The sequence below is a fragment of the Streptomyces sp. NPDC101181 genome (assembly GCF_044767975.1).
In the GTDB taxonomy this organism is placed as follows: domain Bacteria; phylum Actinomycetota; class Actinomycetes; order Streptomycetales; family Streptomycetaceae; genus Streptomyces.
The window spans coordinates 23,368-36,444 of sequence record NZ_JBIWOX010000033.1 but is presented as its reverse complement, the minus strand read 5'-3'; the positions used below and the strand labels follow the sequence as shown (position 1 = coordinate 36,444).

The window sequence follows — 13,077 nt, the reverse complement described above, 5'->3', positions numbered from 1 at the left end:
GCTGTCACCGGGGGCCCCGGCGGAGACGCGGGGGTACCGCCCTTGGGGCCCCCGGGGGGGCGGGGGCCCCCCCCCACCGCTTCGTGCCGGACGGGTCCCGCGCGCTCAGGCGCGCAGGGAGACGTAGTACGCGCCGACCTCGGACAGGTAGCCGTGGTCGGTCGTCTCGCTGTCGGTGGTGAACCGGGGAGCCGACTTGATCTCGTCCCGGGACAGCGCGACCTTCGCCGTCTGCGCCCCGGTGTCGACGGTGGCCACCACTCCGGCCGGGATCAGCACGCTCCGGCCGAACTTCCACACCCCGGTGTCGACCACCAGGTGCTGCATCCCGGGGGTGTCCTCCTGGCGTTCCACATGGCCGATGACTCCGTCGGCGGCCTCCACGCTGAACCCGACGAGCGACTGCCCCGTCGCACAGCCGCTGTCCGGTCCGAATGCCCACACATCGCTCACAGGCATGACTCCTCACTCCCGCCCGGCCCCAGGCCGGACGTCTTGCCGATCGCCTCCCCCGGCTGATGCCCCGCTCTGTGCCGGACAAGCCCAACCGGCCCCCTATGGTGGCTACGGGACAGCCCTCAGGCCTCCTCGCCGATCGACCGGATCACCCGCGCCGGGTTGCCGACCGCCACCACGTTCGGGGGCAGGTCCTTCGTGACGACCGCGCCGGCGCCGACCACGGTGTTCTCCCCGATGGTCACCCCGGGGCAGACGATCACCCCGCCGCCCAGCCACACGTTGTCGCCGATGGTGATCGGCTCCGCCGCCTCCCACTTGGCGCGGCGCGGCTCGGGGTCGACCGGATGCGTCGGGGTGAGCAGCTGGACGTTCGGGCCGAACTGGACGTCCGCGCCGATGGTGATGCGGGCGACGTCCAGCAGGATGGCGCCGAAGTTGACGAACGTACGCGGGCCGACGGAGATCTGGTAGCCGCAGTCGACCCGCAGCGGGGGCCGGATCTCCACGTCCTCGCCGAGGTCGCCGATCAGCTCGGCCAGGGCCGCCCGGCGGCCCTCGGGGTCGGCGGCCGACGTCGCGTTGAACCGCTCGCTCAGGACCGCCGCGTTCAGCGCCTCGGCGGCCAGCTCCGGGTCGTCGGCGATGTAGAGCGCGCCGGAGAGCATGGCCTCCTTCTGGCTGAGCTTGCGGGGCGGGTTCTCCTGGCCGGGGGCGGTGTCCTCGCCGCGGGCGGAGGTGTCGGTCATCGGGCCTCTTCCGTGTCGGTGTCTTCCGGCTGCCTCGCCGCATCCTGCCCCGACGACGCTCCGGCCAGTCTGCCCCCGGCCTGCTGCCGCGCCAGTCCTCGGGGTGTGCCCGGCCCGGCGGTCCGGGCGGTCCGTGCCCCGTTGCCGTACGGAGGCGGGCGACACGTTCCGTGCGGAGGCGGGCGACACGCTGGTGCACGGCGCGAGCCGGCGGGGTCTGGAAGCGCCCCCGGCGTGCGCCCCTCCGCCGGCCCCCGCCGCACCCGCCCGCAGCTGGGCAACGCGCGAAAACGCATGGCCGCGCGGTGCACTCCGCATGGTGCGCGCGCATGTACGAGTCGTGACAACGGTGACTATGGGCACCGCTCGTCGTTATGACAACTTCTCTCTCGCCGCGAACGACGCGTCAGAGCCGAGCGAGGGGAACGTGCGTGAACACGGAATACGCCGCGTACTGCCAAGCGGATCGGTTCTTCTACGACGCACCCCACCGCACCCCGGCATCCGACCGCGCCACGGACGCCGCCGCGGCTGACGCCGCCGTCCCCGCCGCCACCGCCGAGCGCTCGTCCTACGCGGCGGTCCGCGGTCCGGCCCCCGAGGGCTGGACCCGCTCCCGGCGCGGCGACTGGCTCTCCTACAGCCCCGACGGGCTCCGGCTGCCGCCCCAGGGCTGGAAGATCCACGTCGCCGCCGCGCTCGACAACGCCTCCTCCGTGCTCGACCGGGTCATCGCCCACTGTCTGGAGCGGCGGATCGCCTTCAAGTGCCTTCCGGAACCCGGGCTGTTGGCCCTGCGCAACGCCAAGTACGCCGACCGGGCGGGCAGCGGCAAGTTCATCACCGTCTACCCGCCCTCCGAGGACGCGTTCCCCGAGGTGTGCGCGGACCTGATGCGGCTGCTGGAGGGCGAGCACGGCCCGTACATCCTGAGCGATCTGCGCTGCGGGGACGGGCCCGTGCACGTCCGGTACGGGGCGTTCGCCGCCCGCTTCTGCTCCGGCCCGGACGGGCGGCCGGTGCCCGCCGTCGCCGATCCGCAGGGGCGGCTCGTCCCCGACGACCGGGGCCCGTCCTTCCGCATCCCGTCCTGGGTGACCCCGCCGGACTTCCTGCTGCCGCACCTCGAAGCCCGCGCCGCCGTGGGCCTCGGCGACCTCCCGTACACCGTGGAGAAGGCGCTGCACTTCTCCAACGGCGGCGGGGTCTACCTCGGCCGCGACACCCGCACCGGAACGCGGATCGTCCTCAAGGAGGCCCGCCCGTACGCCGGTCTGGCCGCCGACGGGGCCGACGCCGTCGCCCGGCTGGAGCGTGAGCGGTCCGCGCTGGAGCAACTGGCCGGACTGGCCTGCGTGCCGGACGTGCTGGACGCGTTCGAGGTCGGCGACCACCACTTCCTGGTCCTCCAGTACATACCCGGCGCCACCCTCAACACCGTCTTCGCCCGCCGCTTCCCGCTCGCCCGGCAGCACCCGACGCCCGACCTGCTCGCCGAGCACCACGCGTGGGCCGAGGAGGTGTACGGGCAGGTCGAGCGGGCCGTGGCGGCGGTGCACGAGAGGGGGCTGGTCATCAGCGACCTCCACATGAGCAACGTCATGGTCGACGAGGAGTCCTCCCGGATCGTCCTGCTCGACTTCGAGGCCGCCTCGCCCCTCGCCGAGAACCGTCGCCAGATCGTCGCCAACCCGGCCTTCGTCGCCCCGCCCGACCGGCGCGGCGCCGACATCGACCGCTACGCGCTGGCCTGTCTGCGCCTCGCCCTCTACCTGCCGCTGACCACGCTGTTCGGCATCGACCGCACCAAGGCCGCCACGCTCGCCCGCGACATCGCCCGGGTCTTCCCGGTCACCGAACAGGCGCTGAGCCCGGCCGTCGAGGAGATCCTGCGCGACACCGCGGAGCCCGCGGCCCCGTCCTCCGCCCCGGTCGCCGTGCCCGCTCCCCGGGACCGGCCGCGCGGTGCGGCGGCCGTCCCCGACCCCGGCGACTGGCCGCGCAGCCGGGACGCCATGGTCCGGGCCATCACCGCCTCCCACACCCCCGAGCGCGAGGACCGCTGCTTCCCCGGCGACATCGCCCAGTTCGCCACGGCCACCGGCGGCCAGTCCTTCGCGTACGGTGCGGCCGGAGTGCTCTACGCCCTCCACGAGACGGGTGCGCCGCCGTGCGCACCGGCCGAGGAGTGGCTGCTGCGGCACGCCAAGGACCCCGCGTCCGGCAGCCCGCTCGGCTTCTACGACGGCCTCACCGGCATCGCCTGGACCCTGAACCGCATCGGCCGCACCGCCGAGGCCGCCGACCTCCTGCGGATCATCCTGGACCAGCCGCTGGAGGGCCTCGCGCCCGGCCTGCACAACGGGTACGCGGGCATCGGCCTGGCCCTCGACGACCTGGCCCGCACCGCGTCCGCCGACGACGCCCCGGCCCTCGCCGACGCGGCGGCCCGCTGCACCGCCCTCGCCGTCCGCGCGCTCACCGAGGGACCGCCCTCGCCCCGCACCGGGCTGCTGCACGGCGCGAGCGGCGTCGCCCTGCTGCTGATCCGGCGCTACGCCACCACCGGGGACAGCGCCCTGCTCGACCTGGCCGCCGCCGCCCTGCGCCGGGACCTGGAGCGCTGCCGGGCCGGGGAGGACGGCTCGCTCCTCGTGGTCGAGGGCAAGCGGCTGATGCCGTACGTCGGTGCGGGCAGCGCGGGCATCGCCGCCGTCATCGACGCCTACCTCGCCCAGCGTCCCGACGCGGACCTCGAAGCCGCGGGCCGGGCCCTGCTCCCGGCGGCGCTCTCCGCCTTCTACATCCAGCCCGGTCTGCTCCGCGGCTCGGCCGGACTCCTCCTGCACGTCGCGTCCACCCCGCTCTGCGAGGCGGCCGACCGGGAGCGGGCCCTCGCCCGCCACACCGAGCTGCTGGCCAGTCACGCGATGCCGTACGCCGACGGACTCGCCTTCGCGGGCGAGCAGTTGACGCGCCTGTCGATGGACCTGGCAACCGGCACCGCGGGCGTGCTCCTCGCCCTCGGCGGCGCGTTCGGCGCCCCCACGACGCTTCCCTTCCTCACCGCCGCCGCCCCGGCGGCGCACCCGGCCGCACCGGCGGCCCCACGAACCGGCCCTGTCCCAGGGTCGTGATGAAACCGGTCCGCTCCGCGGGCCGGGCTGCACCACCGTCCGCACCATCAATCGTCCCCGAAAGGACACATCATGGCCCTTCTCGACCTTCAGGCGATGGACACCCAGACCGAGGAGTCCTTCGGCGAGCTCGCCACGGGCAGCCAGGTCTCGCTGCTGGTCTGTGAGTTCAGCTCCCTCAGCGTGACCCTCTGCACCCCGTGAACCACTCCGGCCGGGCCGTCGGTGATCTTCACCGGCGGCCCGGTCGGGCACGTGCCCGCACCACCCGGGGCGCCCGACAGCGCCCCAGGGCCCGTCGCACCGACTCCGGCGGAGGCCCGACGCCCGCCTGAGGCACAGGTGTTCAGCAGAAGCCACACACCCCGCACGCCCGCACCCCGCACGCCCCGTACAGCCCGCGCACCCCGGAGAGCCACCGCGCCTCGCGGGGGCCGCACGCTCGCATCAGGCCGTGCGCGCCGCAGAGCCCGCGCGCTCGCATCAGCCCGCGCACCCCGCACGGCCCGCCCGTCCGCAGAAGCCCCAGCGCCCGCAGGAAAGGCGACTCCGTGCCGCTGCCGCACCTCCGCCCGAGCACCGCCTCCGGCGTCCGGCGGCTCGCCCGGCGCCACCCGGCCGCCCTCACCTGGCTGTTCCTCTGCTCCACCGGCGGGGCCCTCGCCGCCCTCGCCCTGCCCGCCGTCCTCGGCCACACCGTCGACCGGCTCGTCGCCGGGGGGCCCGTGCCCTGGGCCGGGCTGCTGCTCTGCGCCGCTCTGGTCCTCGCCGAGACCGCCTTCGACGCGGCCGCCGCCGTCACCGGCGCGACCACCACCGCCCGGCTCACCGCCTCCCTGCGCACCCGCACCGCAGCCCGGGTCCTGGCCGCCGAACCCCGCCGCGCCCTCGCCCTGCCCACCGGCGACCTCACCGCCCGGCTCACCGCCCGCACCGCCGACGCCGCGTCCGCGCCCGTCACCGCCGCCGGAGCCGTCGCGGGCGTCCTGCTCCCGCTCGGCGCGGTCGTCGGACTCCTCGTCATCGACGTGTGGACGGCCGCCGCCCTCCTCCTCGGCGCCCCGCTCCTCGTCGCGCTGCTGAGCAGCTTCACCCGCCGGACGGCCGACGCCGGGGCGGACTACCAGCGCGCCCAGTCCCTCATCGCCCACCGGCTGACCGAGGCGCTCGACGGCGCCGACACGATCCGCGCCGCACGCACCGGGGCCCGCGAACACCGTCGCGTCCTGGCGCCCCTGACCGGGCTCGCCGAGCACGGCCGCCGCACCTGGACCGTCTACGGGCGGGCCGTCGGCCGCAGCGGGCTGCTGCTGCCGCTGCTCATGCTGCTGGTCCTCGCGGTCGGCGGGCTGCGGCTCGGCGCGGGCGCGATCGGCGTAGGTGACCTGGTCGCCGCGACCCGCTACGCGAGCCTCGCCGTCGGCATCGGCGTCCTGACCGGCGCCCTCGGCTCCCTGGCCCGCAGCCGCGCCGCCGCCGACGCCCTGGAACCCCTCCTCGGCCTCGCGCCCCTCCCGCACCGCGGCCTCGGCCCCGTACCGCAAGCCCCCGGGCACCTCGAACTCCGGGACGTCGGCGTGGAACAGGACGGCACCCCCCTGCTGACCGGCATCCGCCTCACCGTGCCCGGCGGCACGTCCCTCGCCGTCGTCGGGCGCTCCGGCTCCGGGAAGTCACAGCTCGCCGCGGTCGCCGGACGGCTGCTCGACCCGGACACCGGCTGCGTGCTGCTGGACGGTGTGCCCCTGGACGGCATGGAACCGGCCCGGCTGCGCCGCGAGGTGGCCTACGCCTTCGCCCGCCCCGCCCTGCCCGGGACCACCGTCGAGGACACCATCGCCTACGGCCCCTGGACCGCACCGCCCGACGCCGTACGCTCCGCCGCCCGCGCGGCCCGCGCCGACGGGTTCGTCGCGCTGCTCCCGTACGGCTACGCCACCCCCCTCGCCGAGGCCCCGCTCTCCGGCGGTGAGCGCCAACGCCTGGGTCTGGCCCGCGCGTTCGCCCACCCGGGCCGTCTGATGATCCTGGACGACGCCCTCTCCAGCCTGGACACCGTGACCGAACACCACGTCCGGCAGGCGCTCGACGCGCGCGCCGGGCGCTGCACCCGGATCATCGTCGCGCACCGGCTGTCCTCGGCCGCGCGGGCGGACCGGGTCGCCTGGCTGGAGGAGGGCCGCCTCCGCGCCACGGGCAGCCACGAGGAGCTGTGGGCCGACCCGGACTACCGCGCGGTGTTCCGTACGGACGCCCCCGGCACCCCCGCGGGTGACAGCGCCCCCGCACCCGCGGGCACGTCCGCCCCCGCCGCCGGAGCTGAGGCCCGGTGAAGGGCCGGGGCGGCGGCGACCGGCCCCCGGCGCGGGGCGCGCTGCGGCGGGTCGCCCGCGAGGCCCGGCCCTTCCTGCGGGCGCGCACCGGGGTGATCCTGCGGCTGGCCGGGTGGTCGCTGCTGGAGTTCGCCCAGACCTTCCTCAGCGGCTACGGCGTCGCCCGCGCCCTCGACGACGGGTTCCTCGCCGGACGCCCGTCGACCGGTGTGCTGTGGCTGGCCGTCGCCGCCGTGGCCGTGCTGCCCGCGCTGCTCGCCGCGCGCGGGGTGTTCGGCGGGCTCGCGGACCTGGTCGAGCCGTTGCGCGACGGCCTGGTGCGGCGCGCCGTGGCCCGTGCGCTGACCGGCGCGCTCGGCCGCGCCGGAGACGTCAGCACCCGGTCCCTCTCCCAGGTCACCCATCAGAGTGAGATCGCCCGGGACGGCTGGGCCGGACTCGTGCTGACGCTGCGGTCGTTCGTGTTCACGGCGGCCGGTGCCGTCACCGGCCTGCTGGCCCTGTCGCCCGCCCTCCTGCTGGTCGTGCTGCCCCCGCTGGTCCTCGGGGCCGCCCTGTTCCTCGCCACGCTGCCGCCGATGGCCGCCCGCCAGCGCGCCTACCTGGCCGCCGACGAGGCGTACGCCGCCCACGCGGGAAGCCTCGCCGCCTCGGTGCGCGACATCGCCGCCGCCGGGACCGCCGGGCGGACGGTGGCCGAGTCCCGGACCCTCGCCGACATCCAGCTGGCCGCCTCGCGGTCGCTGGCCCGCTGGGCCGCCGTACGGGTCCTGGCGCTCGCGGTCAGCGGCCGCTTCCCGCCGCTCCTGCTGCTCCTGGCCGCGCCCTGGCTGCTGCGGAACGGGCTCACCCCGGGGGCGCTGGTCGGGGCGCTGACCTACCTCACCCAGGCGCTCGCCCCGGCCGTCCAGGCGCTGATGACCATGCTCGGCACCGTCGGAGGACGCCTGGTCGTGGTGCTGGACCGGTTCACCGACGCCCCGCCCCCGCCCGCCGACGACCCGCCCCCGGGGCCCGCACCGGCCGCCGCCCCATCGCCGCGCGGCACCCCCGTCGCCGAACTCCACGAGGTCACCTTCGCCTACGGGCCCCGCGCCCAGCCCGTCCTGGACCGGCTCTCCCTGACCATCGGCTCGGGCGAGCACCTCGCGGTCGTCGGCCCGAGTGGCAGCGGCAAGTCGACGCTGGCCGCCGTCCTCGCCGGGGTCGAGCGGCCCACCGGGGGAGCGGTGCGGTGGCGCGGCCGCCCCGTGCGCCCCGCCGACGCCACCTCCGTACGCGTCCTGCTGCCCCAGCACGCCTACGTGTTCAGCGGCTCGCTGCGGGACAACCTGCGCTATCTGCAGCCCGACGCGCAGGACCGGGACATCGCCGCGATGGCCGAGGCGCTCGGACTGGACCCACTGCTGACCCGGCTCGGCTCCCTCGACGCGGACCTGGTGCCCGACCGGCTCTCCCAGGGCGAACGCCAGCTCCTCGCCCTGGGCCGCGCCTATCTCGCCGCCCCGCCGCTCCTGATCCTCGACGAGGCCACCAGCCGCCTGGACCCGGCCGCCGAAACCCGCGCCGAGCAGGCGTTCGCGGCCCTGCCCGGCGCGCTGGTCGTCGTCGCCCACCGGATCGACTCCGCCCGGCGCGCCGAACGGGTCCTGGTGATGGACGGCCCCCGCACCCGGTGCGGCACCACCGGCGAACTCCTGCGCTCCAGCGCGCTCTACCGGGACCTGTCCGGCCTGTGGGAGCCGGAAGGCGCGCCCGGGACGACGCAGGCGCCCGGGACGACGCAGGTGCCCGGGGCGAAGCAGACCGCGGCGACGGCGGAGGAGCCGGACGCGGACGCGCCTCCCGGGCGGGCGGAGGGGACCGGCGTCAGATCCACCCCGCCTCCTTCGCCCGTCTGATCGCGTCGAGCCGGTTGCGCGCCCCCGACTTCCGGATGGCGGCGGCCAGGTAGTTGCGTACGGTCCCCGGCGTGAGGTGCAGCCGGGAGGCGATGCCGGCCACGCTGTCCCCCTCCTCCGCCAGCGACAGCACACTCAACTCCCGTGGGGATAAAGGCATGTCGGCAACCTGGAGCAGGCTGAAGGCCAGCGACTCGTCGATGTGCCGCCCGCCGTCGGCCAGTTTGTGGATCACCTCGGACAGGTCGTCCACCGGCCGGTACTTGTCGATGTAGCCGAGCGCCCCCGCCTCGTACGCCCGGCGCAGCCCGCGCGGCTGGTCGCTGCGGGTGAGCACGGCCAGCGGACACGGCCCGTGCGGGGCCGGGGGCACCGCCTTCACCTCGTCCAGGACCTCCGGTGCGCCCGGACAGTCGAGATCGGTGAGCAGCACGTCGGGGCCGTCGGGGCGAGGCGCGCCGAGCGCCGCGCGTATCGCTCCGATCTCGGCCGTGCGGACGACCATGCCCGGCGTGGCGGTCAGGAGCGAGGCCAGCGAGGCGCGCCAGAGCGGCACGGTGTGGACCAGCAGCACGGTTGTCATCAATCTGCCCTCAGCTCTCTTGCGGCTCGTCCAACGCGGAATGCGATGGGGCGTGCGCGTCCGGTGACGGGTTCCAGTTGAACTCATGGAGATTCCGTGCGCCGACGAATGGGCGGAAAGGTGCGTTGGGTGGGCGCGGATGGGGGCGTTCGGATGTAAATCGGAGGCGCACACACCTCCCGCACCCATCCGTCCCGGTATCGCCGGGCACCCGAAGAGACCGCGGCCCGCCGGGAGCGGAACGGAATGGCGGTTTCCGGGCGGGTCAGTTCAGCAGGGCGCGCGCCGCGCGGGCCTTGCGCCGGACACTTTCGGCCGTCTTCGGCTCGACGGAGTCCAGCACCCGCGCGTACTCCTCCATCTCGGCCGCCCCGTCCAGGAACTCCCCGCGCTGGACCAGGAGCTGGGCGCGCTCGTAGCGCAGCCGCGCCGGGTGGGAGGGCAGCAGCAGCGACAGTTCCACCGCCCACAGCGCCACATCCGTGCGCTCGGGCCGCGCGGCCGCCCACGCCCGGATGTTGTTGAGGATCCGCAGCACGACCGCGGGCGGCCGCGCGGGTGTCAGCATCGAGGCGTCCAGCCGCGCCCCGGTCGCCCCCTCGACCAGCGAACGGGCCTGCGCACCGGTCAGCAGCGCGCCCCCGGCGAACGGATCGGCCAGCACCGGCCGCGCCGGATCGCCGAAGCCGACGACGAAGTGGCCGGGCAGCGCCACCCCGTACACCGGGGCGCCCGCCCGCCGGGCGACCTCGGTCCAGACGACGGACAGCAGGATCGGCAGCCCGCGGCGGCGGCGCAGCACCTGCTGGAGCAACGAGGAGTCCAGCCGCTGGTAGTCGGCCGACGAGCCCCCGAACCCGCACCGCCCGCCCAGCAGTTCCGCCAGCGCCGAGGCCCAGGCGGCGGCGGAGCGGGTGCCGTACGGCAGCAGCCCCGCCAGCCGGTCCAGCTCGATCTGCGCCGCGTCGATGCCGTACGGGTCGGGGACGGTCTCACCGGGGACCACCGGGCGGGGCCCGGCCGGACCCACCGGACCGGCCTCCGCGCCCAGCAGCAGGCAGAGCAGGGCGAGGTCGGGCCGCTCGGAGCGGGCCTCGTCGGCGAACCGCCGCCGCCGCTCGGCCGCCGCGGAATCCTCTGTGCTCATGGCCGGTCCACGCCCTCGCTCATCGCCCGCCGCCGGTCACCGCGCTCACGGGCACCGGAAGTGGTGGTAGCGGTGGTGCGCGACGAAGCCCATGCCGTCGTACAGCGCCCGTGCCGCCTCATTGTCCTCCTCCACCTGGAGCCAGGCCGCCGACGCCCCCTCCTCCAGGGCCCGTCGGGCCAGGGCGGTCATCACCGCGCGGGCCAGACCCCGCCGACGCCGCTCCGGGGCGACCTCGACGGCCATGAACCCCGCCCACCGCCCGTCCACGACACACCGGCCGATGGCGTCCGGCGCGCCCCCGTCCCCGTCGCCCGGGAGGGTGGCGAACCAGACCGAGGGGCCGCTGCCGAGCACCCGCGCCACCTCCGGACCGGGGGTCGAGAACCGCTGGTAGCGGGCGAGCCAGGGGGCGTCGGGCTCCCGGGCCAGCCGTACCGCCGCGATGTCCGCGTCCCCGTCGCCGACCGGCGCCAGCGCCCCCGTCCGCACCTGCGCCGACACCTCGCGCCGCCAGCCGCGCTCCTCCAGCTCCGCGCACAGCCGCTCCTGGGTGCCCGCCGCCCCGGTCGCCGTCTGGACGTACGCGGGCAGCCCCCGCTCCTCGTACCAGCTCCGCACCCGGCCGAGCGCCTCACCGAGCGGCAGGCCCGGATCGCCGAGCGGCAGCGCCGAGTTGGCGCGCCGGGTGAAGCCCGCGGCGGCGCGCAGCCGCCAGTCGCCCAGGGCCTCGCTCTCCACCGGCTGCCAGGCGCGCGCCGTGACCTCGGCCAGCTCCTCGAAGGAGGCGGCGGGACCCCGGCGGCGGGCCGGGGCGGCGGGGACGACCTTCCCCGCGGCCAGCGCGGATTCCGGGATGTGGACGGTCTCCCCGCTCTTTCGTGTGACCGAGAGCACACCGTCCTTCCACGATGTGAGAACCCCGACCGTGTCGGTGAACCGGGCCCCCGTGCCGCCGCTGTCCGCGTGGCGCCGCATGGATACGCGTCTGCCCACGTCAGCAGGGGTGATACGGACCTCAAGCCGTCCGCCGATGGTGAATTCCACAGCTCTCTCCGCCCCTCCTGTTCGGATCGCGCCCGAGAACGGAGATACTAGGGGCGGGCATCGACGACGCCGCGCTCCCGCGCGAGAGCCAACGCCCTACCGAGGAGGAACGACAGCGTGACCTACGTCATCGCGCAGCCTTGTGTCGACGTGAAGGACAAGGCCTGCATCGAAGAGTGCCCCGTCGACTGCATCTACGAGGGCCAGCGGTCCTTGTACATCCACCCGGACGAGTGCGTCGACTGCGGAGCCTGTGAGCCGGTCTGCCCGGTCGAGGCCATCTTCTACGAGGACGACACCCCCGAGGAGTGGAAGGACTACTACAAGGCGAACGTCGAGTTCTTCGACGACCTCGGCTCGCCCGGCGGTGCCTCCAAGCTCGGCCTCATCGAGCGCGACCACCCGTTCGTCGCCGGACTCCCGCCGCAGAACCAGTAGCAGCGGGCGGCATTCCGCGCGCAGCCCGGTCCCGTACGGTCCGTTCCCGTACGGGACCGAGGCGTTTTCCCGGCACGCCGCCGGTCCGTGAACCGCCCGAGAAAGCAGAGCCCGTGTCCGCAGTCTCCTCCCGCCTCCCGGTCTTCCCCTGGGACAAGCTCGCGCCGTACAAGTCGACGGCCCAGGCCCATCCGGACGGCCTGGTGGACCTGTCCGTCGGCACCCCGGTCGACCCGGTGCCCGAGGTGGTCCAGCGGGCGCTGACCGCCGCCGCGGACAGCCCCGGCTATCCGACGGTCTGGGGCACCGAGGCCCTGCGCGACGCGCTCACGGGCTGGGTGGAGCGCCGCCTGGGCGCGGTCGGGGTGACCCACGCCAACGTGCTGCCGGTCGTCGGCTCCAAGGAGCTGGTGGCCTGGCTGCCGACCCAGCTGGGTCTGGGCGCCGGTGACAAGGTGGCCTACCCCCGGCTGGCCTACCCGACGTACGAGGTCGGCGCCCGGCTCTGCGGAGCGGAGCCCGTCGTCTACGACGACCCGGCCGAGCTGGACCCGGCGGGGCTGAAGCTGCTCTGGCTCAACTCGCCCTCCAACCCCACGGGCGAGGTGCTGTCCAAGGACGAGCTGACCCGGATCGTGGCCTGGGCGCGCGAGCACGGCGTCCTCGTCTTCAGCGACGAGTGCTACCTGGAGCTGGGCTGGGACGCCGACCCGGTCTCGGTGCTCCACCCGGACGTCTGCGGCGGCCACTACGAGGGGATCGTCGCCGTCCACTCCCTCTCCAAGCGCTCCAACCTGGCCGGATACCGCGCCGCGTTCATCGCGGGCGACGCCGCCGTCCTCGGCGAGCTGCTGCTGATCCGCAAGCACGGCGGGATGATGACGGCCGCCCCGGTCCAGGCCGCCACCGTCGCCGCCCTCGGCGACGACGTGCACGTCTCCGAGCAGCGCGCCCGGTACGCGGACCGCCGCCTCGCCCTGCGCGCCGCCCTGGAGGGGCACGGCTTCCGGATCGAGCACAGCGAGGCGAGCCTGTATCTGTGGGCGACCCGCGACGAGCCGTGCTGGCAGACCGTGGCGTACCTCGCGGAGCTGGGCATCCTGGTGGCGCCCGGGGACTTCTACGGCGCGGCGGGGGAGAACTTCGTCCGGGTGGCGTTCACGGCGACGGACGAGCGGGTGGCGGCGGCGGTCAAGCGGCTGTCCTGACCCGCGGGGAGTCCTGACCCACGCGGACGTGGGGGGGGGGGGGGGGGGGGGGGGCCCCCCACCCCCCCCCCCCCGAGC

Annotated in this window: 11 protein-coding genes; 6 read left to right on the top strand and 5 right to left on the bottom strand. The window is 75.6% G+C overall.

The genetic code is table 11. The features are described 5' to 3' along the window. Positions 1–105: 105 nt before the first annotated feature. Together ACIRRU_RS29985 and ACIRRU_RS29980 are read right to left on the bottom strand one after the other, a co-directional pair. Positions 106–453 carry a PRC-barrel domain containing protein gene (locus tag ACIRRU_RS29985; protein WP_363201050.1) on the bottom strand — a complete coding sequence of 116 codons (348 nt, stop codon included), beginning with the start codon at positions 451–453 and terminating at the stop codon, positions 106–108. A 125-nt stretch (positions 454–578) separates the two neighbouring features. Next, positions 579–1,124, bottom strand: a complete 546-nt coding sequence (locus ACIRRU_RS29980; protein ID WP_403685575.1) for a sugar O-acetyltransferase — start codon at positions 1,122–1,124, stop codon at positions 579–581. A 512-nt stretch (positions 1,125–1,636) separates the two neighbouring features. Between ACIRRU_RS29980 and lanKC the strand changes: the two genes are divergently transcribed. The 4 genes from lanKC (at position 1,637) to ACIRRU_RS29960 (ending at position 8,576) form a co-directional block, all read left to right on the top strand. Continuing rightward, positions 1,637–4,342, top strand: a complete 2,706-nt coding sequence (lanKC, locus tag ACIRRU_RS29975; RefSeq protein WP_403685574.1) for a class III lanthionine synthetase LanKC — start codon at positions 1,637–1,639, stop codon at positions 4,340–4,342. A gap of 72 nt (positions 4,343–4,414) precedes the next feature. Then, positions 4,415–4,546: a SapB/AmfS family lanthipeptide gene (locus ACIRRU_RS29970; protein WP_363201029.1), complete on the top strand. Its 132-nt coding sequence runs from the start codon at positions 4,415–4,417 to the stop codon at positions 4,544–4,546. A gap of 347 nt (positions 4,547–4,893) precedes the next feature. Then, positions 4,894–6,675: an ABC transporter ATP-binding protein gene (locus ACIRRU_RS29965; protein WP_403685572.1), complete on the top strand. Its 1,782-nt coding sequence runs from the start codon at positions 4,894–4,896 to the stop codon at positions 6,673–6,675. After that, positions 6,672–8,576 (top strand): ATP-binding cassette domain-containing protein, encoded by a 1,905-nt coding sequence (locus tag ACIRRU_RS29960; RefSeq protein ID WP_403685570.1) that lies wholly within the window; start codon positions 6,672–6,674, stop codon positions 8,574–8,576. The genes ACIRRU_RS29965 and ACIRRU_RS29960 overlap by 4 nt, the downstream gene beginning before the upstream one ends. Here the strand turns inward: ACIRRU_RS29960 and ACIRRU_RS29955 are convergent. From ACIRRU_RS29955 to ACIRRU_RS29945, 3 genes are all read right to left on the bottom strand, one after another. Then, on the bottom strand, positions 8,545–9,159 hold the full coding sequence (locus tag ACIRRU_RS29955; RefSeq protein ID WP_363201026.1) for a response regulator transcription factor: 615 nt from the start codon (positions 9,157–9,159) through the stop codon (positions 8,545–8,547). The genes ACIRRU_RS29960 and ACIRRU_RS29955 overlap by 32 nt on opposite strands. Before the next feature lie 265 nt (positions 9,160–9,424). After that, positions 9,425–10,306 (bottom strand): transglutaminase-like domain-containing protein, encoded by an 882-nt coding sequence (locus ACIRRU_RS29950; protein WP_403685568.1) that lies wholly within the window; start codon positions 10,304–10,306, stop codon positions 9,425–9,427. Positions 10,307–10,351: 45 nt separating this feature from the next. Continuing rightward, positions 10,352–11,353: a GNAT family N-acetyltransferase gene (locus ACIRRU_RS29945; protein ID WP_403685566.1), complete on the bottom strand. Its 1,002-nt coding sequence runs from the start codon at positions 11,351–11,353 to the stop codon at positions 10,352–10,354. Positions 11,354–11,470: 117 nt separating this feature from the next. Here ACIRRU_RS29945 and fdxA point away from each other — a divergent pair, with 117 nt between their 5' ends. Both fdxA and dapC read left to right on the top strand, forming a co-directional pair. Next, positions 11,471–11,791, top strand: a complete 321-nt coding sequence (gene fdxA / locus ACIRRU_RS29940) for a ferredoxin (protein WP_336679498.1) — start codon at positions 11,471–11,473, stop codon at positions 11,789–11,791. 113 nt (positions 11,792–11,904) lie between these two features. Further along, positions 11,905–12,999, top strand: a complete 1,095-nt coding sequence (dapC, locus tag ACIRRU_RS29935) for a succinyldiaminopimelate transaminase (RefSeq protein WP_363201023.1) — start codon at positions 11,905–11,907, stop codon at positions 12,997–12,999. Positions 13,000–13,077 lie beyond the last annotated feature (78 nt).

Excerpts from the sequence above, each read along its gene's own strand:
- ACIRRU_RS29970 (WP_363201029.1), top strand. The coding sequence starts at position 4,415 with ATGGCCCTTCTCGACCTTCAGGCGATGGACACCCAGACCGAGGAGTCC.
- ACIRRU_RS29950 (WP_403685568.1), bottom strand. The coding sequence starts at position 10,306 with ATGAGCACAGAGGATTCCGCGGCGGCCGAGCGGCGGCGGCGGTTCGCC.
- ACIRRU_RS29980 (WP_403685575.1), bottom strand. The coding sequence starts at position 1,124 with ATGCTCTCCGGCGCGCTCTACATCGCCGACGACCCGGAGCTGGCCGCC.
- ACIRRU_RS29955 (WP_363201026.1), bottom strand. The coding sequence starts at position 9,159 with ATGACAACCGTGCTGCTGGTCCACACCGTGCCGCTCTGGCGCGCCTCG.